The 23532-nt window shown below is 72.7% G+C and carries 22 protein-coding genes; 10 read left to right on the forward strand and 12 right to left on the reverse strand.

All coding sequences use genetic code 11. The features are described from left to right. Nucleotides 1-78: 78 nt before the first annotated feature. Nucleotides 79-615 (reverse strand): hypothetical protein, encoded by a 537-nt coding sequence (locus ACWCQM_RS19855; RefSeq protein ID WP_450916484.1) that lies wholly within the window; start codon nucleotides 613-615, stop codon nucleotides 79-81. 279 nt (nucleotides 616-894) lie between these two features. Here ACWCQM_RS19855 and ACWCQM_RS19860 point away from each other — a divergent pair, with 279 nt between their 5' ends. Then, the gene (locus ACWCQM_RS19860) at nucleotides 895-1566 is read left to right on the forward strand and encodes a hypothetical protein (protein ID WP_450916485.1); all 672 of its coding nucleotides are present in this window, start codon (nucleotides 895-897) and stop codon (nucleotides 1564-1566) included. 14 nt (nucleotides 1567-1580) lie between these two features. Here the strand turns inward: ACWCQM_RS19860 and ACWCQM_RS19865 are convergent, their stop codons facing one another. Together ACWCQM_RS19865 and ACWCQM_RS19870 are read right to left on the reverse strand one after the other, a co-directional pair. Next, entirely contained in the window at nucleotides 1581-3935 is a 2355-nt protein-coding gene (locus ACWCQM_RS19865; RefSeq protein WP_450916486.1) for an outer membrane protein assembly factor BamB family protein, read from the reverse strand. A 205-nt stretch (nucleotides 3936-4140) separates the two neighbouring features. Then, a complete protein-coding gene (locus tag ACWCQM_RS19870) occupies nucleotides 4141-4944 on the reverse strand; it encodes a VOC family protein (protein ID WP_450916487.1) in 804 nt (267 codons plus the stop codon). A 499-nt stretch (nucleotides 4945-5443) separates the two neighbouring features. Between ACWCQM_RS19870 and ACWCQM_RS19875 the strand changes: the two genes are divergently transcribed. From ACWCQM_RS19875 to ACWCQM_RS19895, 5 genes are all read left to right on the forward strand, one after another. After that, nucleotides 5444-6091, forward strand: coding sequence for a TetR family transcriptional regulator (locus tag ACWCQM_RS19875; protein WP_450916488.1), 648 nt, complete (start codon nucleotides 5444-5446; stop codon nucleotides 6089-6091). A gap of 202 nt (nucleotides 6092-6293) precedes the next feature. Further along, nucleotides 6294-6959, forward strand: coding sequence for a pyridoxine/pyridoxamine 5'-phosphate oxidase (locus ACWCQM_RS19880; RefSeq protein WP_450916489.1), 666 nt, complete (start codon nucleotides 6294-6296; stop codon nucleotides 6957-6959). A 133-nt stretch (nucleotides 6960-7092) separates the two neighbouring features. Beyond that, on the forward strand, nucleotides 7093-8004 hold the full coding sequence (gene htpX / locus ACWCQM_RS19885; RefSeq protein ID WP_450916490.1) for a zinc metalloprotease HtpX: 912 nt from the start codon (nucleotides 7093-7095) through the stop codon (nucleotides 8002-8004). A gap of 9 nt (nucleotides 8005-8013) precedes the next feature. Next, entirely contained in the window at nucleotides 8014-8607 is a 594-nt protein-coding gene (pspAB, locus tag ACWCQM_RS19890; RefSeq protein WP_450916491.1) for a PspA-associated protein PspAB, read from the forward strand. A gap of 109 nt (nucleotides 8608-8716) precedes the next feature. Further along, complete coding sequence (locus ACWCQM_RS19895) at nucleotides 8717-9904, forward strand: flavin-containing monooxygenase (protein ID WP_450916492.1); 1188 nt, start codon at nucleotides 8717-8719, stop codon at nucleotides 9902-9904. Nucleotides 9905-10017: 113 nt separating this feature from the next. Here the strand turns inward: ACWCQM_RS19895 and ACWCQM_RS19900 are convergent, their stop codons facing one another. Beyond that, nucleotides 10018-11334, reverse strand: a complete 1317-nt coding sequence (locus ACWCQM_RS19900) for an MFS transporter (RefSeq protein ID WP_450916493.1) — start codon at nucleotides 11332-11334, stop codon at nucleotides 10018-10020. A 67-nt stretch (nucleotides 11335-11401) separates the two neighbouring features. Next, nucleotides 11402-11827 (reverse strand): ribosomal maturation YjgA family protein, encoded by a 426-nt coding sequence (locus ACWCQM_RS19905; RefSeq protein ID WP_450916494.1) that lies wholly within the window; start codon nucleotides 11825-11827, stop codon nucleotides 11402-11404. Nucleotides 11828-11889: 62 nt separating this feature from the next. Between ACWCQM_RS19905 and ACWCQM_RS19910 the strand changes: the two genes are divergently transcribed. Next, nucleotides 11890-12879, forward strand: coding sequence for a GlxA family transcriptional regulator (locus tag ACWCQM_RS19910; protein WP_450916495.1), 990 nt, complete (start codon nucleotides 11890-11892; stop codon nucleotides 12877-12879). 276 nt (nucleotides 12880-13155) lie between these two features. On the opposite strand, the gene ACWCQM_RS19915 is transcribed toward ACWCQM_RS19910, so the two are convergent. From ACWCQM_RS19915 to ACWCQM_RS19925, 3 genes are all read right to left on the reverse strand, one after another. Further along, nucleotides 13156-13626, reverse strand: a complete 471-nt coding sequence (locus tag ACWCQM_RS19915) for an ATP-binding protein (RefSeq protein WP_450916496.1) — start codon at nucleotides 13624-13626, stop codon at nucleotides 13156-13158. Nucleotides 13627-14177: 551 nt separating this feature from the next. Continuing rightward, nucleotides 14178-14714 (reverse strand): EF-hand domain-containing protein, encoded by a 537-nt coding sequence (locus ACWCQM_RS19920; protein WP_450916497.1) that lies wholly within the window; start codon nucleotides 14712-14714, stop codon nucleotides 14178-14180. Nucleotides 14715-14808: 94 nt separating this feature from the next. Then, a complete protein-coding gene (locus ACWCQM_RS19925; RefSeq protein WP_450916498.1) occupies nucleotides 14809-15183 on the reverse strand; it encodes an STAS domain-containing protein in 375 nt (124 codons plus the stop codon). A 289-nt stretch (nucleotides 15184-15472) separates the two neighbouring features. Between ACWCQM_RS19925 and ACWCQM_RS19930 the strand changes: the two genes are divergently transcribed. Further along, a complete protein-coding gene (locus ACWCQM_RS19930) occupies nucleotides 15473-16042 on the forward strand; it encodes an RNA polymerase sigma factor (protein ID WP_450916499.1) in 570 nt (189 codons plus the stop codon). Continuing rightward, the gene (locus ACWCQM_RS19935; RefSeq protein WP_450916500.1) at nucleotides 16039-17268 is read left to right on the forward strand and encodes a zf-HC2 domain-containing protein; all 1230 of its coding nucleotides are present in this window, start codon (nucleotides 16039-16041) and stop codon (nucleotides 17266-17268) included. The genes ACWCQM_RS19930 and ACWCQM_RS19935 overlap by 4 nt, the downstream gene beginning before the upstream one ends. A 49-nt stretch (nucleotides 17269-17317) precedes the next feature. On the opposite strand, the gene purU is transcribed toward ACWCQM_RS19935, so the two are convergent. Both purU and ACWCQM_RS19945 read right to left on the reverse strand, forming a co-directional pair. Further along, nucleotides 17318-18217 carry a formyltetrahydrofolate deformylase gene (gene purU / locus ACWCQM_RS19940; RefSeq protein ID WP_450916501.1) on the reverse strand — a complete coding sequence of 300 codons (900 nt, stop codon included), beginning with the start codon at nucleotides 18215-18217 and terminating at the stop codon, nucleotides 17318-17320. Between the two features lie 28 nt (nucleotides 18218-18245). Further along, nucleotides 18246-18692 (reverse strand): SCO4402 family protein, encoded by a 447-nt coding sequence (locus ACWCQM_RS19945; RefSeq protein WP_450916681.1) that lies wholly within the window; start codon nucleotides 18690-18692, stop codon nucleotides 18246-18248. A 174-nt stretch (nucleotides 18693-18866) separates the two neighbouring features. On the opposite strand from ACWCQM_RS19945, the gene ACWCQM_RS19950 reads away from it, so the two are divergent. Continuing rightward, nucleotides 18867-20135 carry an ABC transporter substrate-binding protein gene (locus ACWCQM_RS19950; RefSeq protein ID WP_450916502.1) on the forward strand — a complete coding sequence of 423 codons (1269 nt, stop codon included), beginning with the start codon at nucleotides 18867-18869 and terminating at the stop codon, nucleotides 20133-20135. A gap of 75 nt (nucleotides 20136-20210) precedes the next feature. Here the strand turns inward: ACWCQM_RS19950 and ACWCQM_RS19955 are convergent, their stop codons facing one another. After that, on the reverse strand, nucleotides 20211-21776 hold the full coding sequence (locus ACWCQM_RS19955) for a hypothetical protein (protein WP_450916503.1): 1566 nt from the start codon (nucleotides 21774-21776) through the stop codon (nucleotides 20211-20213). Nucleotides 21777-21936: 160 nt separating this feature from the next. Continuing rightward, nucleotides 21937-23319, reverse strand: a complete 1383-nt coding sequence (locus tag ACWCQM_RS19960; RefSeq protein ID WP_450916504.1) for a transcriptional regulator — start codon at nucleotides 23317-23319, stop codon at nucleotides 21937-21939. Nucleotides 23320-23532: the final 213 nt, after the last annotated feature.

Raw genomic sequence — 23532 nt, forward strand, 5'->3', positions numbered from 1 at the left:
GGCCCCCCCCCCCCCGCCGGGCCGGGGGCGGGGGCCGCCCCCGCCCGGCCCCCCGCCCCCGCCCGCGTCTTCGGTGCTTCAGAAGGTCTCCGCCGTGACCAGGCACCGCTTCACGCGGGAGACCAGGCCCGGGCTGTCCATCTTCACCTTGACGGCCACCGTGTCGCCATGACCGACGTCGACCATGACCTCGCCCGTGTCGACGGTCAGGCCCTTGGCATCCACGAACGTCACGTCGACCTCGTAGGTCTCCTCCACGCTCGCCGTCGACCGGATCTCCACCATGGAGTACGTCACTGCCTTGCGCTTGCCTTTCCTGGGCGTCGCGCAGCTGATGACACGGACCTCCGGGGCGTCCGAAGCGGTGGGGCCGGGTGTCGAGTTGGTCGAGCCGCCGGAGGAGCCCGACGAGCCGCTGTAGTCGTCATCGTCGTCGTAGTCGTGGTAACTGCCGTTGCTCTTCTTGGAATTGGAGCATCCACCGCCGGAGCTGCTGCTGCTCTTGCCGCTGCGGCTCTTCCCGCCCTTGCCGCCGCTGCTGGACGTGGAGAATCCGGTGAGCGCGAGCACCACCACCACCAGTACCGCCGCGAACCTGATCCGTCGCCGCATCATCGACGCCGTCCCCCTCGGAGTAGTCGGTTTCCTCGGCCGCCGCGCGGCCGCGCGACAACGTAACGCCCAGCATTCCGGGCGGTTACCCATGGCTCGGTCATGGCCCTGTCACGGTCTCGTCATGGTCTGCGGCGGCTGTCCCGGCAGCAGGTCCACGGGCGGGCTCCCCCGGCCCGGCCCCCGGCCGCGCTCCTCCGATGGCAGGGAAGATCGGCCAGGCGTAGCGTCGAGCCGGGGAGCGGTGCGCACAGCCGTGCGCCATGGCCCGGGAGGCTGGCGATGTTCCGCAATGTCCTCGGCTCCGTCGTCGCACTCGTGGGAGCCGCGGCGGCCGTCCAGAGCCCTTTCCAGCGCTGGTACCAGAACCGCCTGGGGCGCGACTACCGCGTCCAGGACCTGTTCGACGGCATCACCGGCGTCTCGTCGTCCGTGATGGCCTCGATCCTGCTGCCGTTCCTCTTCGCCGCGCTGGTGACCCTCGTGGGGGTCGTCCTGCGCTCGCGCTGGGTGGTGGCTCTCGCGGGCCTGATCGTCCTGGGCTTCACCGTGCTGTGGATGGTCCGGCAGGGACAGGCGGCGGACGGACTGTCCGTCGACAGCGACGGGTCCGGGCTCCGGTGGGGTGTCGCGCAGGCGCTGGCGGGCGGTGTCCTGCTCCTGCTGGGCGCGCTGGTGATGTCGGGGCGCCCCCGGAGGGCGGAGCGGACCGGCCGCACCGCCGAGCCGTATCCCGTGCCGCAGGCGGACCACCCGGACACCTGGCCGCCGACGCAGGAGCCCGGCCCGTCCGCGCAGACGTCGCCGGGGCCCGAGCCTGAGGCCGATCCGTACACCGGGCCCGGCCGGCACCGGGCTCCGCGCGACGACGAGGACACCGCGCAGCACCCCGTGCAGTACCCCGACGAGGGGGAGCAGCACGGCTCGGACCGGTACCGGCCGCCCCACCCCTGAGGCGCTCCGGGGCGTCAGGCCCGCGCTCTGTTCCCCGTGCCCGTGCCCTTCAGCGCGTCCAGGGCGTAGACGCAGCGGTCCTTGCTGCACGCGTACACGACGCCCGCCCGCGCCACCGGGGAGCCCGTGATCTCGCCGCCCGTGGCCAGCTTCCAGCGGAGCTGGCCGCCCGCCGCGTCCAGGGTGTAGAGCACATGGTCCGCCGAGCCGAAGTGGACCCGGCCGTCGGCGACGACCGGCGCGCCGACGACCTCGCCGCCCGCCGCGAAGCGCCACTTGGGCGTGCCGGTCACCGCGTCCAGCGTGTACAGGGCGCTGCCGCTGCCGACGTGCACGTTGCCCGCCGTGACCAGCACGGGCTCGATGGACTGCCGGGCCTCGGTCGCGATCCGCCAGCGGTCCTTGCCGTTCTGGGCGTCCAGGGCGTACACGGTGCCGAGGTAGTCGGCGAGGTACACCCCGCCGCCCGTGACGGCGGGGCCGGGCGCGAAGGCGGGCGGGGAGAGGAAGACGGCCGGCGACTCGAAGTGCCAGCGGACCCGGCCCGAGACCGCGTCCACGGCCAGCACCCGGGTGCCCGCTGCGACGTAGACGAAGCCGTCGGACGCGGGCGTCACCCGGACGGGCACCCCGCCGCAGGACGCGGCGTCGCCCACGGGGTAGGACCACCGCTCCGCGCCGGTGCGGGCGTCGACGGCCCGCAGCCGGGCGTCCTGCCACAGGAACACCGTGCCCTCGTGGATGACGGGCCCGGCCTCCGGTGTCTCGAAGTCCGTCTGGGCGCCGGAGGTCTCCCACAGCTTCTCGCCGCTGGACGCCTCCCACGCCTGTACGCCGCCGCCGCGCGTCGCGGTCAGGACGGTGCCCCGGTCGGCCTTGAGGGCGTACACCCAGGCGTCGGCCTGGAGCCGCCACCGCTCGGCGCCGGTGGCCGCGTCCAGCGCGTACAGGGACGGGCCGTCCGACGCGTGGATACGGCCGCCGTCGACGGTCATCGTCCAGGCCACGTCGCGGGTCTTGAACTGGCGCCTGCCGTTGCCCACGTCCAGCGCGTGGACCTCGAAGGACGTCACGTACAGCAGGTCGTCGACCACGACGGGGGTGCCCCACACATCGTTCGACATGCGGAAACGCCACGGCCGCCAGCGCTCCGGCGCGGCGGGGGCCGCGTCGGGTGCCTGCGCGGGAGCGGGCACCGGAGCGGTGGCCGCCGCCACGGCGCCCTGCCCGCCGGGCGGACGCACCCAGCCGGTGGCCGGGTCGGCGTGCGCGGCGGCGGGGCCCCGTACGTCCACGGGGCGCGGCCCGGGGCCGATCGGCACCTTCGCTCCGGGCAGGTGCACGGGGCCGCCGTCGAGGGCGGGCCCGGTCCGCAGGTCGCCGCCGCGCCAGGCGCCGTCCGGGTCGGCGACGGGCGGCGGCTGGGACGGGGGCGGCGGCACGACCACGGGGGCGGGCGCGACGGTGACGGCACGGCCGCCGCCCCGGCGCTGCTCGATCATGGCGGTGGCGACGCCCGGCAGCCAGGCCGAAGCGGTGCCGCTGTCGTCGCTGCCCGAGGCGAACAAGTGCGGGGCCAGCTGGGCCTGGAGGTCCGCCGGGCTGGGCCGCCGGGTCGCGTCCATCTGCATACAGGACTCGATGAGCGGGCGCAGATCATCGGGCAGTCCCTCGGTGTCGGGACCCTCGCGCAGCAGCATGAACACGGTCTCGACCGGATTCGCCCCGTGGAAGGGCGCGTGCCCGGTCGCCGCGAAGACGAGGGTCGAGCCCAGCGAGAAGATGTCGCTCGCGCCGGTCACGCTGCGCGAGTCGCGGGCCTGCTCCGGGGACATGTAGGCGGGGGTGCCCACCGCCACGTTCGTCATGGTCAGGCGGGTGTTGGAGACGCCGGAGGCGATACCGAAGTCGATGACGCGCGGCCCGTCCTCGACCACGAGGACGTTGGACGGCTTCAGGTCACGGTGGACGAGACCGGCTCCGTGGATCGACTGGAGGGCCTCGGCGATCCCGGCGGCCAGCCAGCGCACGGCCTGCGTCGGCATCGGCCCGCACTCACTCACTATCTCCTCGAGGGAGGGTGCGGGGACGTAGGCGGTGGCCAGCCAGGGGACGGCCGCCCGGGGGTCCGCGTCCACCACGGCCGCGGTGTAGAAGCCGCTGACCGCGCGTGCGGCCTCCACCTCACGCGTGAAACGGACCCGGAACAGCTGGTCCTCGGCCAGTTCCGTCCGCACGGTCTTGATCGCCACCCGGCGGCCCGACGCCGACCGCGCGAGATAGACCAGCCCCATGCCGCCGGCTCCGAGCCGTCCCAGCACCTCGAACGGGCCGATCCGCCTCGGGTCATGCTGCGTCAGCTGCTCCACTTGCCTGCCACCTCCCCGTACGGACCTCAGGAACAGAAGCCCGCGAAATCCCGCCACATGCAGCGTCTCACCACTGAGCACCACCTGGCGGTGCGCACCCTGATTCTTCCTGGCTCGGCGCCCGGTTGCGAACCCGGGGGCGGATCGGGGTGTCTTATGGCACTCCACCCCTTTCAGGACACCTTCCGGTACGCGTCACGTCCCGCTAAGGAAGCAGCTCGGTCGGCTGGAGGACGGCGAACGCCGCACCCTGGTCGTCCTGGAGGACCGCCATCCGCCCGTACGGGATGTCCATGGGCGGGGCGGTGATCCGGCCACCGAGGCGTACGGCGTTCCCGGCGACGCCGACGCAGTCGGCCACGGCGAAGTAGTTGAGGAAGTAACTGGGCATCATCTCGGGGAACGCGTCCGTGATCACGGCGCGTCCGCCGATCGCGGTGTCCTCCCCCGGCTCGGTGCCCGCGGGCGACCACACGCGGAAGGGCTCGGGCTGCCCCGAGCCGTCCTCGCCGCCCGGGAGCTCGATGTCGGTCCCCTGGAAGCCGAAGACCTCCTCGTAGAAGGCGTCCACGCGCTCCGGCTGCCGGGTGTAGACCTCGGTCCAGCAGAAGGAGCCCGGAGCGTTCTGCTTCTCGAAGCCGGCCCGGTCGCCCGCCTGCCAGAGCCCGAAGACCGCGCCGCCCGGGTCCGCCGCCTGGGCGAGGACACCGGCCCGGCCGGCCCGCACCGGATCGGTGATCACCTGGCCGCCCGCCTTACGGATCAGGGCGACGGTGGCGAGGATGTCGTCGGTGGCGAAGTAGACGCCCCAGGTCGTGGGCATGCGCCCGTCCTGCTTGGCGGCGAGCGCGGCGACGAGTCGGCCGTCGCTGTACGCGTCCGCGAAGGGCATGCCGTCGCCGGCGCGGAAGGTCCAGCCGAAGAGCCCGCCGTAGAAGCGCTTGCCGGCCTCCAGGTCGGAGAGCTGCACATCCACCCAGCACGGCGCGGACTGCGCGAATACGGCCATGGCCCGGGTCCTTCCGTCGTGGTGAGGGGCGCGGTGCGGTGGCGGTGGCCGCCACGGACGCCTGTGGATCGCTGGGCACCGCGACGGGGGCGGCGGTGACGCCCGTCACACTCAACGTAGCGTCGGGGGCCGCAGGGCGCGCCCCGGGGAGCCTGAATAGAACCTTTGCCCGAATCGTGAAGGTTCCGCGACCGTCATGGACGGAGGTTGTCCACCGAAGTTATCCACAGGCTGTTGATAACACGATCACTCCGGGGCATCCCGGGCGCGACGGGGGAGTGCGGTCCGGGAGCGAGCCCCCGGGAGTGCGCGCCCCCCGGGGGCGCGCGACGGGGGCGCGCAATTCGATAAAGCGCAACACCGGCGGAAATCGCGACACCGGCGGAAAAACTGCTCCCGCATCACCGTGAATTGCGCTGTTCACCCCGTCCGCACTGGGCCGTTCCCCATTTGCAGTCAGCCAAATCGCGCTCGGATCACCCCTCGGTAAGCTGACGGCATGACAGGACAAGTACGCACCGTCGACGGCCGCGTGGCTGGTCGGCGAGGTCAGGCGACGCGGCAGAAGCTGCTCGACTGCCTCAGCGAGATGCTCAGCTCCTCGCCGTACCGGGACGTCAAAGTCATCGACGTGGCCCGGAAGGCGGGGACTTCACCCGCGACTTTCTACCAGTATTTCCCCGATGTCGAGGGCGCCGTTCTCGAACTCGCAGAGGAAATGGTCAAGGAAGGCACCGGACTGACCGAACTGGTCAGCGGCCGTTCCTGGGTCGGCAAGGCCGGCTGGCAGACCTCCGAAGAACTCGTCGAGGGATTCCTCGACTTCTGGCGCCGCCACGACGCGATCCTCCGGGTCATCGATCTCGGCGCGGCCGAGGGAGACAAACGGTTCTCCAAGATCCGTATGAAGGTTCTCAACTCGGTCACCAACTCCCTGACGGAATCGGTCAAGGAGCTCCAGTCCAAGGGCAAGGTGGACAAGGACGTCAGCCCCGCGGCCGTGGCCGGTTCCCTGGTCGTCATGCTGGCGGGGGTCGCCTCGCACCAGAAGGGCTTCACCGCCTGGGGCGTGAAGCAGGCCGAAATCCGGCCGAACCTCGCGCTGTTGGTCCATCTCGGCATCACCGGCAAGAAGCCGGCCAGGTAGACGCCCACCACACGACTCCCCCGCATACAACCGGGCGCCGCGGCCTTTCCGCGGCTCCCCGCGTCCTGTCTCACCGACGGCGGACCACCCCTGTGGTCCGCCGTCGGCGTTTCCACGACCGGGTGCGAGGCGGTGCGGGTTCCGTCACCGCGTACGAGGCGCCGAAGTTACGTGACCGGGCGCGAGGCGGTGGAATGGGGTCATGAGCGATGCACAGAAGGCCTTTCGCGACCTGCTCCACGCGCAGCGTGTCTGGGACGTCCCCCTCCCCTCCTTCGACCCCTCCACCGCGCCCGCCGACCCCCTCGCCCTCTTCCACACCTGGTTCGCCGAGGCGGTGGCGGCGGGCCAGGCCGAGCCGCACACCATGACCCTGGCGACGGCGGACGCCGAGGGCAGGCCCGATGTGCGCACGCTGATGCTGCACGACGCGGACGCACGGGGCTGGCACTTCGCCACCCACGCCACCAGCGCGAAGGGCCGCCAGCTCGCCGCCCGGCCGTACGCGGCCCTCGGCTTCTACTGGCCCGCCCAGGGCCGCCAGGTGCGCGTACGCGGCCCGGTCGCCCCGGCCGGCCGCGAGGAGAGCAGGGCCGATCTGCGGGCCAGGTCCACCGGCGCCCTGGCCTCCGCGCTGACCGGGTCGCAGAGCGAGGTGCTGCCCACGCACGAGGACCTCGTGCGGGCCTCCGAGGCCGCCTGGGAGCGGGCGCGGGCCGAACCGGACGCCGAGGCGGAGACCTGGACGCTGTACGTCGCCGAGCCGCGGGAGGTGGAGTTCTTCCAGGGCGACGCCCGGCGGCGGCACGTGCGGCTGCGCTACCGGCGCGAGGGCGCGGACTGGACCCGCGAGCTCCTCTGGCCCTGAGCGCGGGCGCAGGCCCCGCCCCGGGCTCCCCCGGGGCGGGGCCTGCGCCCCAGGGGACCCCGAATCGGACTTTCATCCGGTTTTCACATGAAAGGGGCATCATGGGAGGCGGATGAATCCGCTGGAGGTCCCCATGGCACGAGCCCGTTCCCGCTACGCCCCGGACCGTGGCCTGACCGCACGCATGGTGAGCACCATGTTCTTCATCGGTCTGCTGTACGTGGTCCTGGTGGGCGTGCTCCTCGCCGTCCTGCGGGGTTCGTGGCCGGTGATCCTGGTCATCACGGGCGGTCTGTTCATCGCCCAGTTCTGGTTCAGCGACCGCATCGCGGCGTACGGCATGGGCGCCCGCGAGGTCACGCCGCAGGAGGCGCCCGAGCTGCACGGCGCGATCGACCGGATCTGCGCGCTCGCCGACATGCCGAAGCCCCGGGTGGCCATCGCGCGGAGCGATGTCCCGAACGCCTTCGCGACCGGGCGGAGCGAGAAGACCGCCCTGGTCTGCGCCACGACCGGGCTGCTGCGCAGACTGGAACCGGAGGAGCTCGAAGGCGTCCTGGCCCACGAGATGTCGCACGTCGCGCACCGCGATGTGGCCGTGATGACGATCGCGTCCTTCCTCGGGGTGCTGGCCGGGGTCGTCACCCGGGTCGCCCTCTGGGGCGGATTCGCCCGCAACAGCCGGGGCAACGACCCCGCCGGCATCATCGTCATGCTCATCCCGCTGATCAGCGCGGTCGTCTACGCCCTGAGCTTCCTGCTGACCCGGCTGCTCTCCCGCTACCGCGAGCTCTCGGCCGACCGCACGGCCGCCCTGCTCACCGGCCGCCCCTCGGCGCTCGCCTCCGCCCTGACGAAGGTGAGCGGGCAGATGGCCAGGATTCCGACGGAGGACCTGCGGAAGGCCGAGCCGTACAACGCCTTCTACTTCGTGCCGGCCTTCGCCGCCAAGGAGAGCCTCGGCCGGCTGCTCTCCTCGCACCCGACCCTCGAACAGCGGCTGGACCAGCTGGCCCGTATCTCCGCCGGCCTGTCCCGCCCGTAAGGAGTCCCCGTGGGCCTGCTCGACAGCATCCTGGGCCGCAGCAAGCCGGTCCGCCCCGATCTCGACCAGCTCTTCGCGGTGCCCTCCGCCGCGCTGACCGTCCAGGCGGGGACGGGCTTCACCCCGACCGGGACCGGCTCGGTGTGCTTCGCGGGGGTGGAGGGCGGCACGTTCGCCCGCATCCGGGAGGACGTACGGGAGTTGCTCGACGCGGACACGGAGCGGGGCGGCATCCCCGTGGAGTTCAGCCGTGACACCTACGGCTACACCTGGCTCCTCGCCCGCCAGGAGCCAGGCAGCACCGACGGTACGGCGGCCCTGGTCAACGACCTGCACGCGGTCAACACCCTGCTGCGGGACGGCGGCTTCGGCCCGCATCTGCTCTGCTCGATGATCGGATTCCGCAACCCGGAGGGCCGACCGCTCGCGCTGGTCTACCTCTACAAGCGGGGCACCTTCTATCCGTTCGCCCCCGCCCCGGGCGGCGGGGAGCGGCGCGACAACGAGCTGGAGCTCCAGGTGCGGGCGGTGCTGGGCGACGACCTGCGGGTGGAGAGCGACCTCTCGCGCTGGTTCCCGGTGTGGGGTGCGCCCGGTCTGTGAGGGGCGTGCCCGCCGCCCGAGCCCCGCGGCGGGCATCCGTGATCATTTCGCAACCGATTCCCACCCGAACCGGGACCCATCATGTCCATGTCCTATTACGCTCCGAACCATGCCCGAACTCACCTCCGCCTCCGGTGACTCCCTGCCCGACTCCATCGACCGCACCGACGGCCGGCCGGTCTATGTGATCGGCGGCGGCCCGGGCGGTCTCGCCGCCGCCGCGGCCCTGCGGGAACAGGGCGTACGCGCGGTGGTGCTGGAGAAGTCCGGGCACGTCGGGGCGTCCTGGCGCCGCCACTACGAGCGGCTGCACCTGCACACGACCCGGCGCTGGTCCGCGCTGCCCGGGCTGGCGATGCCCCGCAGGTTCGGGCGCTGGGTCTCGCGCGCGGACATGGTGCGCTACCTGGAGAAGTACGCCGAGCACCACGAGCTGGAAGTCGTCACGGGCGTCGAGGTGACCCGGATCGGCCGGACCCCGGACGGCACCGGCTGGCAGCTGGACGCGACCGGCGGGCGGGTGCTCACCGGGCGCGCGGTCGTCGTGGCCACCGGCTTCAACCACACCCCGAGGACACCCGCGTGGCCCGGCCGCGAGGGCTTCACCGGCGAGCTGCTGCACGCGGCGGAGTACCGCGCCCCGGCGCCGTACGCGGGCAAGGACGTCCTGGTGGCCGGGATCGGCAACACCGGGGCGGAGATCGCCGTCGACCTGGTCGAGGGCGGGGCCTCCCGGGTGCGGATCGCGGTCCGCACGACCCCGCACATCGTGCGCCGCTCCACGGCCGGCTGGCCCGCGCAGGCGACCGCGGTGCTGGTCCGCAGGCTGCCGGTCGGGCTCGTCGACCGCGCGGGACGCCTGCTGAGCCGGGTCGCCGTCCCCGACCTGGCCGCCCAGGGCCTGCCCCGCCCGGACACCGGTCTGTACAGCAGGGTCAAGCAGGGGGCGATCCCGATCCAGGACGTCGGTCTGATCGACGCGGTGAAGACCGGCCGGGTGGTCCCCGTGGCGGCCGTCGAGTCGTTCGACGCGGACGCGGTGGTCCTGGCGGACGGCACCCGGATCACACCCGACGTGGTGATCGCGGCGACCGGCTACGAACGCGCCCTGGAGCCCCTGGTGGGCCACCTCGGCGTACTCGACTCCCGGGGCCGGCCCGTGGCGCACGGCGCGCGCACACCGGAGCGGGCACCCGGTCTGTACTTCACCGGGTTCACCAATCCGATCAGTGGCATGCTCCGCGAAATCGCCCTGGACGCACGGAAGATAGCGAAGAGGCTGGCCTCGGTGGGCTGACGAAGGCGGCGGACGGCGGGCGGCCTCAGCGGGCCCTGCCGCATCCGCCCCCACCCCGTCTCCCCGCACGTCCGCCGGAGAGGGGGAACAGCAGCGGGCCCGTCCGGCCGGGTTCAGGCGGTCAGGGTCACGGGCCGGTCCTCCGGCTGCCTGCGGATGACCAGGGCCATCAGGGCGGCCGTCGCGCAGAGGGCGCCCGAGGCGTACCAGACCAGGTCGTAGGAGCCCGTCACATCGCGGGCCACGCCCCCGAGGAAGGCGACCAGGGCCGCGCCCACCTGGTGCGAGGCCAGGACCCAGCCGAAGACGATCGCGCTGTCCTCGCCGTACTGCTCCCGGCACAGCGCCAGGGTCGGCGGGACCGTGGCGACCCAGTCCAGGCCGTAGAAGACGATGAAGAAGACCATCGGCGGGTGCACCGCGGGGGCCAGCAGCATCGGCAGGAAGAGCAGCGAGATCCCGCGCAGCGCGTAGTAGACGGCGAGCAGTCTGCGGGCGTCGAAGCGGTCCGTGAGCCAGCCGCTGAAGATCGTGCCGATGACGTCGAAGATCCCGATGACGGCCAGCAGCGAGGCCGCCGCGGTGATCGCCATGCCGTGGTCGTGGGCCGAGGGCACGAAGTGGGTGCGGATCAGGCCGTTGGTCGAGGCGCCGCAGATGGCGAACGATCCGGCCAGCAGCCAGAACGGCCCTGTGCGGGCCGCGTCGAACAGGACGCGCACGGCGCGGGTCGCGGCGCCCGTCGCGGGGGCCGGCTTCTCGGCGTACTCCCCTCCGTACGGGGCGAGGCCGACGTCGGCCGGGTGGTCGCGCATCAGGAGCCAGACGAACGGGACGACGACGAGCGCGGCCAGGGCGACGGTCACCGAGGCGGGGCGCCAGCCGTGCTCGTCGACGATCCAGGCACACAGCGGCAGGAAGATCAGCTGGCCGGAGGCCCCGGCCGCGGTCAGGATGCCGGTGACCAGTCCGCGTCGGGCGACGAACCAGCGGTTGGTGACGGTCGCCGAGAAGGCCATGGCCATCGAGCCGGTGCCCAGGCCGACGAGCAGGCCCCAGTAGAGCATCAGCTGCCAGGACGCCGTCATCCAGACGCTGGCCAGCGCCCCGGCCGCCACCGCGCCGAGGGCGAGAACCACGACCCGGCGGATGCCGAACCGGTCCATGAGCGCCGCGGCGAACGGCGCGGTCAGCCCGTAGAGCGCCATGTCGATGGAGACGGCGAGACCGATCTCGCCGCGCGACCAGCCGAACTCCGAGTGGAGGGGGTCGATGAGCAGGCCGGGCAGGGAGTTGAACGCGGCGCCGCCGATGATCGTCACGAAGGTGACGGCGGCGACGACCCAGGCGCGGTGGATGCGGCGCGAGGGACGGGGCGGGGCGGCGGAGACGGCCGCGCTGTCGGTTGTCTGGGTCACGCGCTCCAGCATCGGGGCGGCGGGAGCCCCGGACGAGTGGCCTGGGGGACACCCTTCGAAGGGATCGGGCCACCCGTGGTCAGGGATGCGCGGGGGAGCCCCCGCGCACCAGCCGGCGGTGGACGGCCCAGGCGAGGGCCGCTCCCCCGGCGTACCAGAGCAGGTCCGGGGCGTTGAACGTGGAGCCGAGCACCAGTCGTGCCACCATGCTCCGCCGGGCCAGATCGGCCGGTACGCCGGTGAGCTGGAGCAGCTCCACCACCCAGCTGACCGCCAGGGCCACTCCCGCGGCGGCCGGTGGCCGCACCCGGGGCGCGAGGAGGACCACGAGGGTGTGGATCAGCACGGTGTAGAGGGCGTCGCCCGCGTACTTCGCCGCCTCCCCTCCCGCCGCCGCGCGCACACCGAGGCCCGCCGCCACGGTCACGACGGCCGCGGCGAGCGCTGCCGCGCGGACGGCCGACGCCGGGGGAACAGCCGCGCTCGCGGTCAGCTTCTCGTTCATGACCGGTACGTTTATCAGGCCGTACCCGGTAGCACTCAATCCGCGGGAGAACGGGAGTCCGTATGCGCCACCGCGTGGTCGTCCTCGCGCTCGACGGGGTGATCCCCTTCGAACTGGGCATCCCGCAAAGGATCTTCGGCCGCGCCCGGAGCGCCGGGCCGGCCGGCGAGGGCGAGCCGCTGTACGACATCGTGACCTGCTCCGTGCGCCCACCGGGCCCGGTCCGCACGGACGCGGACTTCAGCATCATGGTCGAGCTCGGCCCCGAGGCGCTGGCCACCGCCGACACCGTCGTCGTACCCGCCTCCTACGAGCTTGGGCCGGTGTACGACGAGGGGCGGCTCACCGGCGAACTGGCCGCCGCTTTCGCGTACATCAGGCCCGGGACGAGGATGGTCGCCATCTGCACGGGTGGTTTCGCCCTCGCCGCCGCCGGATATCTCGACGGGCGCCCCGCCACCACGCACTGGGCCTCCGCCGACCACTTCCAGCGGCTCTTCCCGAAGATCCGTGTCGACCCGGACGTCCTGTTCATCGACGACGGCGACGTGCTGACCTCCGCCGGGGTGGCCGCCGGGATCGATCTCTGCCTGCACATCGTGCGCCGCGACCACGGCACCGCCGTCGCCAACGACGTCGCCCGCCGCACCGTCGTGCCCCCGCACCGCGACGGCGGCCAGGCGCAGTACATCAGCCGGCCCGTCCCCGAGCCGGGGTCCGCGACGACGACGAGCGCGCGGGCCTGGGCGCTGGGGCGGCTGGAGCAGCCGATCCTGCTGCGCGACCTGGCACGGCTGGAGTCGATGAGCGTGCGCACCTTCACCCGGCGCTTCCGCGAGGAGGTCGGCGTCAGTCCGGGGCAGTGGCTCGCCCAGCAGCGGGTGGAGCGGGCGCGGCAGTTGCTGGAGTCGTCGGACCTGTCGATCGACCAGGTGGCACGCGACGCGGGCTTCGGTACGGCGACCTCCCTGCGGCAGCACATGCAGGCCACGCTGGGGGTCTCGCCCACGGTCTACCGGCGGACGTTCCGATCGGCGTCCGCCGGACGGTGAGACACCGGGCTCCGGGGCGGGGCACCGGCATCACGGCGTACGCGGCGCCGGGATTGCGGCGTACGCGGCGCCGGGATTGCGGCGTACGCGGTGCCCGGATCACGGCGTACACGGCGCCCGGATCACGGCGTACACGGCGACATCACGGCGTACGCGGCGCCCGGATCACGGCCGCCTCGGGGCCGGGATCAGTAGCGTGCGCGCGGCAATCTCGGCGCTCCGGGACGGCCGGCGGCCTCGGGCCCCGGGATCACCCGCGGCCTCGGGAGCGCCCTCTCAGAGGCGGGCCCGGTCGCCGGGCTGCTCCTGGATCGCCGGGACCATCACCGGGCCGCCCCGGTCCACCTCGCACCAGATCCGCTTCCCGGCGCCCTCGGGCTGCCAGCCCCAGCGGTCGGCCAGGCCGTCCACCAGCTCCAGTCCGCGCCCGCCGGTGTCCTCGCCCTCCGCGTGGCGCGGCTGGGGCGGGCGGGTGCTGGTGTCGGCCACCTCGACCCTCACCGTCCCCGCCGAACCCGGTGAACCCGCCGGGCCCGCCGTGCCGAACAGCATCCGCAGCACGGCCGGACAGCCCGTGTGGACCACCGCGTTGGTGACGAGCTCGGAGATCAGCAGGATCAGCGTCTCCGCGAGCGGCTCGTCGTCCTCCAACCCGGACCCGATCAGCCGCGACCGCGCCCATCTGCGGGCCCGTCCCACCTCCGCGGGATCCGCCCCGACCTCCAACTGAACCTGAAGCACCTGCACCGCTCACACCATCCGAACCGGCGGACACATCGCCTCGCGCCTCCTCAGGGTCACGGAACGTGACTCCCCTGCGAGACAGCATGGTTGACGTACAGTCACCGCAACAAGCGCTTCGGGCATATTCCAGCGCGAAGGAGTACGCGTGGTCCATACTGTGCGACGCGTGCTGCGGAGAGTCGAACAGAAGCGCTTCGGCGCCCCGGGAAGCATGCCCCCGACAGGCCCCGCGCAGCTCCGTGGGGTGCGAGCAGCGCACCGTGCGCCGACCGGGGCGCCCACAGGGGCCACACCCGGATCCTCCGGTTCCAGTGCCACTCGCATCCAACGGAGCGTACCCGAGCCGGACCGCGCGACTCCGCCCGGTGACCGCTCGCACCCGGGGCGCATATGGTCACCGGATGCGCTGTGTCACTCCCGGCGCACCCTCCGTACGCCCCCGGTCAGGCACGACTGCGCCCCGGCAGCACCGCGGCCCGGCCCCGGGTCACCCCGGGCCGGGCCGTGGAAGTGCGCGAACTGCTCGCGCCGTTGGGCGTGTTGTGCGCGTGCGGCTACGCGTCCGGCTCGATCACGGTGAAGTAGGCGGAGAAGGCGGCGACCGCTTCCGTTTCCGCGATCCGGCCGTCCTGGTCGGTGTCCAGACTCCGGGCGGCGACGCTCGCGATGTCGTCGGGGGCGCCCAGCACCCTCAGGGCGCGCTCCACGGCGGCGACCGGCGCCGAGGCGGGGGCGTTCCCCTCGAGGTCCGCGCCGTCCGCGACGGCGATCGCCGCCCGCAGGAAGGGGCGCGCGATCTCCGCGAAGCGCCCGGGGCTGTCCCGCAGCCGCTTCACCGCCCCGCCGACGAACTCCTCACGGGTGACGCGCTGGTCCCCGTCCACATCGGCGATACCCGCCATGCCCTGCCAGAAGGCCTCGGCACCCGTGTAGAGCGCCTGGCCCCTGTCGCAGCGGGCCTTCGTGCCGAACTCGGTGAGCAGGCGGGCCGCGGCGGCGTTGAAATCGGCGCGATCGATGTAGCCGTTGCCGTCCTGGTCGAAGGCGGCGAAGCGGTGCGCGATCTTGCGCTCGTACTCTGCGCTGTCCATGCGGGGAGCGTACGACGCCGGAGGGCGTCACGTGTCACCGATGTCCATCAGTGATGTGACAACCTCGTACGCCGACGGCGCGGCGGGGCGGCCGTCAGGCGGTGAGCGGCTCGGACGCGTCGTCGGTCGCCGCGTCCGCGTCGGGGTAGACGTCGAAGAGCCGGCGTACCCCCAGGGCGCCGAGCACCTTGTTGACGTGCGAGCCGTCCACCGCGCCGCGGGCCGGGAGGATGAGCCGGAGCCGGCCGCCGCAGGACTTCATGAGGCGGCGGGAGGCGATCAGGACGCCGACGCCGCTGGAGTCGCAGAACAGGACGCCCGAGAGGTCGAGGACCACGTCGTGGCGGCCCGCGGCCACCGCTCCATGGACGGACTGGCGCACGACGGGTGAACTCACGAGATCGAGCTCGCCGTGGATGCGCAGCACGGTCCACGCGTCCTGCTCGGTCTCGTACACCTTCAGCGTCACGCGACTCGGCCTCTCGTTCCGGGGTTCCGGAGGATCCGGACGTTACCGTTCCTCCTCGCGGCTGCCCCCCTGGGCTCCGGCGAAACACGGTTCGGCGCATCGGCCCCGTACGCGATTCACCCAGAAATGATCACTTCAGGATCGTTTACGCGGTCAAGGAATGGCAAGGCGTCGTTCATTCCTTATCATTCAGCGCCACTGAAGGGACGTACTTGTCGCAAAGGTACGTGCACGGCCGATGGCGCCGACTACATTTCGACGTGACGAGGGGAACAGGGCTGGGGGCTCGATGGCGAAAGACGCACCACCGCGCTGGGACCGCCGCATGCAGCAGCGGCTGGCGCGGGGCGAGGCGGCGGCCCTCGGTGAGCTCTACGACCGCTTCGCCGCCCTCGTGCACAGCCAGGCCCACCGGATGCTCGACGACGAGGACGCCGCGGACCAGGTGACCCGCGAGGTCTTCTGCTACGTCTGGGAGAACCCGGACGCCTACAACCCCAAGCACGGTTCGATGCGCTCCTGGGTGGCGCGGCTCACCCACCGCCGGTCCGTGCTGCTGCTGCGCGGGGCGCACGAAGGGGCCGAGGGGCAGGACGCCGAGGAGCTGGAGCAGCGGGTGCTCAGGGCCACCGCGGCGGCCCGCGCCGACTACATCGTCGCCTCCATGCCCGCTCCCCTGCGCGCCGCCCTGGAGCTCGCGTACGTACAGCGCAGGGACTACCGCCAGGCCGCGTCCGACCTCGGCGTCACCGGGGACGAGGCGAGGCGCCGGCTGCGGCTCGGGCTCCAGCTGCTCTCCACCGCGAACACCCGGCCGTCGGCGGACACCGCGCCTCCCGGATACGGGCCGACACCGTGAACGAGGACAGGAGCGGCGAGGCCCGCGACGGAGAGCAGCCGGTCGAACGGCGCATACCCGGCCCCCGGGCGGCCGCTGACGACCGCGAGCAGCTGCCTCCGGTCCTGCCCGGGGGCTCCGGTCAGCCGCTCACCCACAAGGTGCTCAAGTCGCTGCTCGGCGCCTGGGCCCTGGCCGCCTGCTCCGCCGAGGAGACCGCGGCGGTCGAGGACCACCTCACCACGTGCGCCCCCTGCGCGGACGAGGCGCTGCGGCTGCGCGACGCGGTGGGCCTGCTGCACACCGACGGCACCCTGGATCTGGACCCGATGCTCAGGTCCCGCGTGCTGGAGGGCTGTATGGGGCGCCGCCCGCCACGCATTCCCGTACCCGCCTGGGCCGCTCCGTACGACGCGGAGACAGCCAGGCTCGACGCGCTGCTGCGGGACATAGGCGACTCGGAGTGGCACGCCCCGGTGCGGCTGAGGTGGTTCGAGGGCGAGCGCCAGGTGAACCGCAAGACGACGGTCGCCGGGGTCATCGGTCATCTGATGGCCGTCGACGGGCTGGTGTCCACGGCGCTGGGCCTGGACGACCCGCTCGGCAGGGGCGACAAGCCGGCCTCGCCGACCGAGCGCACCGAGTCCTACTGGTCGTCCGCCCACCGCCCGCCGACCCGGACCGTGCGGGAACCGTGGCGGGAGCAGAGCCACGCGCTCGTCCGTACGGTCTCGTTCGCCGGCCGCGGTGTCGCGGAGCTCTCCGTCCCCTACGGCGACTTCGCCCTCCCGTTGCACGACTCGCTCCTGGAGCGGGCCTTCGAGTGCTGGGTGCACGGCGGTGACATCGCGAACGCCGTGGACTATCCCTACGAGCCGCCCGCCGCCGCCCATCTCCACGACATGATCGACCTGGCGGCCCGGCTGCTCCCCGCGACCCTCGCCGAGCGGCGCCGTGCGGGGCTCGCCGCACCGGCCAAGCAGCTGGTCACGGCGGGGAGGCCGGGGCGCTCGCTCCATCTGGAGGTCGAGGGCCGCGGCGGCGGTGACTGGTACATCGCGCTGGACTCGCCCGCCGCCCTCGGCTCCCCCGCGCACACGGTCGCGCAGGTCGCCCTGGACGGGGTGGAGTTCTGCCGGCTGGTCGCCGGGCATGTGCCGCCGGTCGAGGCGGCGGCCGGCCAGGAGGGCGACCGCGAGGCGATCCGCGACGTCCTGTGCGCGGCGGCCTCCCTGAGCCGGCTGTGATCCCGGCGGCTCACCGAGGCCGTCCGCCGGGTCCCGGGACCTTCGGACCTCAGTCGAAGACGACCGTGCGGCGGCCGTTGAGCAGGATGCGCCGCTCCGCGTGCCACTTGACCGCGCGGGCCAGCGCCTGGCACTCCACGTCACGCCCCACGGCGACGAGCTGGTCCGGCGTGACGCCGTGGCCGACGCGCTCGACCTCCTGCTCGATGATCGGCCCCTCGTCGAGGTCGGCGGTCACATAGTGCGCCGTGGCACCGATCAGCTTCACCCCGCGCGCATGCGCCTGGTGGTACGGCTTCGCGCCCTTGAAGCTCGGCAGGAACGAGTGGTGGATGTTGATGATCCGGCCGCTCAGCTGCTTGCAGAGATCGTCCGAGAGCACCTGCATGTAGCGCGCCAGGACGACCAGCTCGACGTTCTCGCCGCGCACCAGCTCCAGCAGCTGCGCCTCGGCCTCCGGCTTGTTGTCCCTGGTCACGGGGATGTGCCGGAAGGGCACACCGTACGAGGCGACGAGCTCGGCGAACTCCGTGTGGTTGGAGACGACCGCCACGATCTCGACGGGCAGCGCACCGGTGCGGGAGCGGAACAGCAGGTCGTTGAGGCAGTGCCCGAACTTGCTGACCATCAGCACGATGCGCATGCGGTCGCTCGCGCGGTGGATCTGCCACTCCATCCGGAAGGAGTCCCCGATCGCGGCGAAGCTGGCCCGCAGCTTGTCCACGGTGACCGTGGCGTCCGCCGAGAAGTGGACGCGCATGAAGAAGAGACCGGTGTCGTGGTCGCCGAACTGCTGACTGTCCTCGATGTTGCAGCCGGTCATGAAGAGATAGCTCGACACGGCGTGCACGATGCCCTGCTTGTCGGGGCAGGAGAGCGTGAGGACGTACTGCTCGGCGGTGGCGTCCGAGGCAGCGGTTACGGATTCGGCAGGCTGCGGCGCGGTCATTCCCGTAGGGTGCCACACCGCCCGCCGGTCACGCCGATCTGGTCATGATGCGGAGCACGTCCAGGGAGCGCGGCGGGGAGTCGGGGTCCTCCGCGTCATTGGTGGCGAGCATCACATGGGCTTCGCGGGCGGCCATGACCGCCTCGCCCCAGCCCGGGTGTTCCAGATAGGCAGACACGGGGGCGTCCGCGCCGGTCTGGTGCATGATGCGCAGCACCCGCAGAGCGGCGACGTCCACGAGGGCGGCCTCGGCCGAGTCGCGGAAGATCGTGCCGACGTACTTCTCGGCTGACCAGTTGTCGAGCCAGGTGTCCTCGACCAGGCGGTACACGGCGTCGGTGACGTCGCCGTACCCCTCCCGGCCGGCCAGCCAGCACTCGTGGTGGAAGACGGGGTCGGAGAGCATGTGCAGCGCCGAGCGCACGTTGCTGCGCCAGCGCCACCACGGCATGTCGTTGAGCGGCATGCCGCCCATGGTGGAGGAGCGACGGCCGCGACGGGAAGTGTTCTCCGAACCTTGCTGCACGGTTGTCGATCGTACGTTCCCCTCCGGCGGCCGTGCGCGGCCCCCCGCAATTCACCTGTACGTCACCGTGCGTTGACCACGGCACACTGCGGCGTTACCCCTGAGCCGCAAAAGTTCATGCCCATGACCGGATGGCGACGCCTCTCCTCCCCCCGCCCCTACAAGCTCCTCACATCGGTGGCGGCCGGGGCGCTGCTGATATCCGGCTGCGGTGTACTCCCTGGAGCCTCGGGGGGCTCCAGGGAGCCCGTCACCGTGATGACCTGGGCCCCCGACACCACTGGAGCCGACACCGTGAACATGGCCGGCATGCCGGCCATGGCGAGGACCTACGCCCGCTGGATCAACGAGCAGGGCGGGATCGACGGCCACGAGCTCCGGGTGCTCACCTGCAACGAGCAGGACACCGCGAGCGGGGCCTCGAAGTGCGCCCGGCGGGCGGCGGACGAGGACGTGGCGGCGGTCGTCGGCTCGTACAGCAGATACGGGCGGGCGTTCCTGGCCCCGCTGGAGTCCGCCGGAATCCCGTACATAGGCGGTTACGGCGCCTCCGCCGACGAGTTCACCAGCTATCTGTCCTACCCCGTCAACGGCGGCCAGCCCGCGCTCGTCGCGGGCAACGGGGAGCAGCTCGCGGCCGACTGCGAGCGGGTCTCGCTGGTGCGGCCCGACACCCTGGTCGGCGACACGCTGCCCGGGCTCCTCGACGCGAGCCTCAGCCGGAGCGACCGGCCCGCGTCCTACGACATCAGCGCGCCCGAGGAGGCCACCTCGTACGACTCCCAGGCGGCCAAGGCGCTGGAGCAGGCGGGCGGCGGCTGCGTGACGGCGGTGCTCGGGAAGGGCACGGGGACGTTCTTCGACTCCTTCCGCCGGCTGGAGTCGAAGGACGACGAGGTACGGATCTCGTCCGTGCTGGGCAGCGTGGGCCAGGACCTCATCGACCGCACGGGCGGCCGGAACAGCCCCTTCGAGGGTGCCCTCGTCACCGGCTGGTACCCGGACTCGGGCGACGCCCGCTGGGACGAGATGCGCCAGGTGATCGAGAAGTACGCCTTCAAGGACAACCGGATCGATCCCGAGGACACGGGCGTGCAGACGACCTGGATCGCCTACACCGTGCTCAAGGCGGTCATCGAGGCGATGGACGAGTCCTCGATCACGGCGGGCGGTGTCTCCGTCAGCCTCAACCGCGGCACCGAGGTGGACACCGGCGGCCTGACGCCGGTCCTGCGCTGGCGCTTCCAGGACATGGTGGGCACGGCCGCCTACGGGCGCATCGTCAATGGGCGGGTGACGTTCCAGGTGGTCCGTGACGGGCGTCTCACGTCCGCGAAGAAGGGCTTCGTGGACGTCACGGAGACGCTCGTGAACGCCGGCTCCGGCGTCTGACGCGGGACGGCGGACCAGGGGGTCCGGCACACCGCGGGCGGCCCCCGTGATGTACGGGGGCCGGAGGCCGTCGCGTCAGAGCTGCGTCGGCGCGCGCTCCGTCAGCGTGTACTTGCGCGCGATGAAGTTCCACAGGCCCGAGGCCTTGCGCTTCTGAATGGTGGCATCGCTGCTGGACGCGTTGCCCTTGTTCGTCTCGTCCGTCGTGCGGGCCTTGCCGCCCTTGCAGACCTTCTTGTCGTCCTTCGCCTGGCGGGCCCACGCGGCGTAGTGGTCGTCGGCCTCGGCCGACGCCTGCCAGGCCTTCGTCAGCGAGGTCTTCAGCTGCTCGTGGTCGGGAAGCTGGTCGACGCTCAGCGCCTCCAGCCTGGTCACCAGGCCGCGTCGCTGCGTGGCCGCGCCCCTCAGGTCGGTCTCGGCCTGGTCCAGCGCCCGGCAGCCCCGGATCTTCTCCACGGCGCTGATCACCGCGGCACGGCTGTTGTTGCTGTCCGCGAGGAGCTTGTCGAGCGCTTCCGCCTGCGGCTTCGCGGGGTCGGCCGCCGCCTCGCTGGGCTCCGCGGCGGACGAACTCTGGGAGGCCACCGGCTGCTTGTCGTCCGGGCTCTCGTCGCCGCCGCTCAGCAGCGCGCCCGCGCCGAGCCCGATCACGGCGCAGCCGATGACGACCGCGGCGATCAGCGGGATGTGCGCGGACCGTCTGCGCTGCGGGCCGTGGCCCTGGTCCGGCTCGTCCGCGCCGTATCCACCGTATCCACCGTGGCCTCCGTGGCCTCCGTGCCCGGTCTGTCCGCCCGGTCCGCCCTGGAGGTTCTGAAGGCCCGACTGGTACGGCTGAGCGCCCTGCGGCTGCTGCGCCTGGTAGGGCCGGTGCTGCTGGGCCTGCTGCTGCCCGGGGTCGAAGCGGGGCATCTGCTGCGTGGCGCCCGCGGGCTCCTCGCTGCGGAAGAGGCTGTCGAACTCCGCGGGCGGCTGCCGGTCGCTCGGTGTTCCGGGACGGATGCCGTACGGAGCGCCGCCGGGCACCGGGGGTATGTACTGGGTGGCGTCGGCGTCGGAGGGCTGCGCGGGCGCGGCGGACTGTCCCAGGTACTGGGTGGATTCCGCGGGGCGCTCGGGCGGCAGCCCGCCGGGGAAGGAGCCGCCCGGCACGGGCGCGATGTACTGCGTGGCGTCCGCGTCCCCGCCCTGCCCCATGCCCTGCGCTCCGGCCTGCCCGGCGCCGGGGGCGTTCTCGGGCGGCAGCGGCTGGGCGTAGGACTGCGGCTGCTGGTACGCGTCCTGCTGGTGCGGCTGGTGCTGCTGGTACGCGCCGTGCTGGTGCTGCTGGGGCTGCTGGGGCTGCTGGGGTGCGTACGACTGCTGCGGGGCCTGGTACTGGCCGTGCTGGGGTGCGTACGGACCAGGAGACCGCTGCTCCGGCGGCAGCTGTCCCGGTGCGTGGCCCTCCTGCGGGGTGGCCTGCGGTCCCCAGGGCTGGCCCCACGGCTGCCCGCCCGCAGGGGCCGCCTGGTCCGGCTGCGCGGCCGGTGGCGCGCCCGGGGTCCAGGGGGCACCACCGTCCGCGGGCAGCACGACACCTTCGTGCGCGGGCCGTACAGCGGGAAGCTGCCGCTCGTCACCCTGTCCGCTCTGCGTCACCGGGACTCCTACGTGTCAACCTATGGAATCGTCGGCTCACGCTACCGGGTGGCCCGCGCGCGACGCCAAGCGCCCAAGGCCCCTCACCACCCCTCCACACGGCGGTAACGCGCAGCACGCCCGCGACGCTGTTCCTGGTCAACTCGCCGAAGGCGCCCGGTCAGGCGGCCTGGAGCTCCAGTCTGGCGCCGAACTCCCGGACCGCCGGCTCGTTCCCGAACGGCTCCAGACGCTGCTGGAGGTCGTCGAGATATTCCGCACCCCGGCTGGAGCGCACCGTCCCCAGAAGTTCCATCGCGCGCAGCCCCGTGTGGCACGCCTGCTCCACCTCGCGCTGCTGCACCTGCGCGCTGGCGAGCAGCACCAGGCCGATGCCCCGGCGCCGGGCACGGGACTCCGGGAGTGCGGCCAGGGCCTCCTTCGCGCGGCGGGCGGCGGGCTCGGCCTGTCCCAGGTCGCGGTGACAGTGCGCCAGCTCGTCCGCGAGATAGCCGGCGTCGAAGTGCGTGATCCAGGCCGGGTCGTCGCCGGTGTCCGGGTCGGCCTGGTCCAGGGCCGCCAGCGCGCGGCTCGCCGCCACCTGGCAGGTGCGGGCGTCACCCATCAGCGCGTGGCCCCGGGCCTCGGCGGCGTGGAACATAGCCTCCGCGCGCGGGGTGACCCGGCCCCGGGCGCCCTCCTGCGCGGCCCGCGCCAGCTGGGCGATCTCCCGGGGGTTGCCGAGCTGCGCGGCGAGATGGCTCATCGACGCGGCGAGCACATAGCCCCCGTACGCCCGGTCGCCCGCGGCCTGGGCCAGGCGCAGCGCCTGGATGTAGTACCGCTGGGCGAGACCCGGCTGTCCGGTGTCGACGGCCATGTATCCGGCGAGCTCGGTGAGCCGGGCGACGGCGCCGAAGAGCTCGCGGCCGACCGATTCGCGGTACGCCCCCGAAAGCAGCCCGGACACCACGCTGTTGAGGTAGTGCACGAGGACGGGCCGCACATGTCCGCTGCCGAAGCGGTGGTCCAGGTCGACGAGGGCGGCCGTCATCGCCCGCACCGCCTCGACGTCCGGCATCCCGACCCTGCTCCCGGCGGACCGGGCCACCTGCGGGTCGGCGCCCGTGATCAGCCAGTCACGGCTGGGCTCGACCAGCGCGGACGCGGCCACGGCGGAGCCGGACAGCAGGTCGCGCCGGCCCACGTCGCTGCGCCACAGCTCGCAGACCTGCTCGATCGCGCCGATCACGGTGGGCGCGAACTGCAGGCCGACGCCCGAGGCGAGGCTCTTGCCGTTGGCCATGCCGATCTCGTCGATCGTGACCGTCCGGCCGAGCTTGCGGCCGATCGCCTCGGCGATGATTCCCGGCGCCCTGCCGCGTGGCTGCTGGCCGCGCAGCCAGCGGGCCACGGACGTCTTGTCGTAGCGGAGGTCGAGACCCCGCTCGGCTCCGACCATGTTGACCCGGCGTGCGAGACCGGCGTTGGAGCACGCCGCCTCCTGGATGAGCGTCTGGAGCCGTTCGTTCGGCTGACGGGCGACGAGAGGCCTGGCTGCCATTCTTTTTCCCCCTGGGACCGCAGTGAGCTGGTGAGGCATCACTGCCCGGCACGGCACGAGAAATGCGCATATTCATCTGCATCGGGTACGCGTGGTGGCGAGTTGGCACAGTTCTGCAAGGGGTTACCCGCGGATCGGTGCGCTTGCTCACGCGCGCCCCCGCCCATGCATCCGTGCGCCCCATATGCAGGATCGATCCGCCATATTGACCGC

The sequence above is a fragment of the Streptomyces sp. NPDC002125 genome (assembly GCF_053593715.1).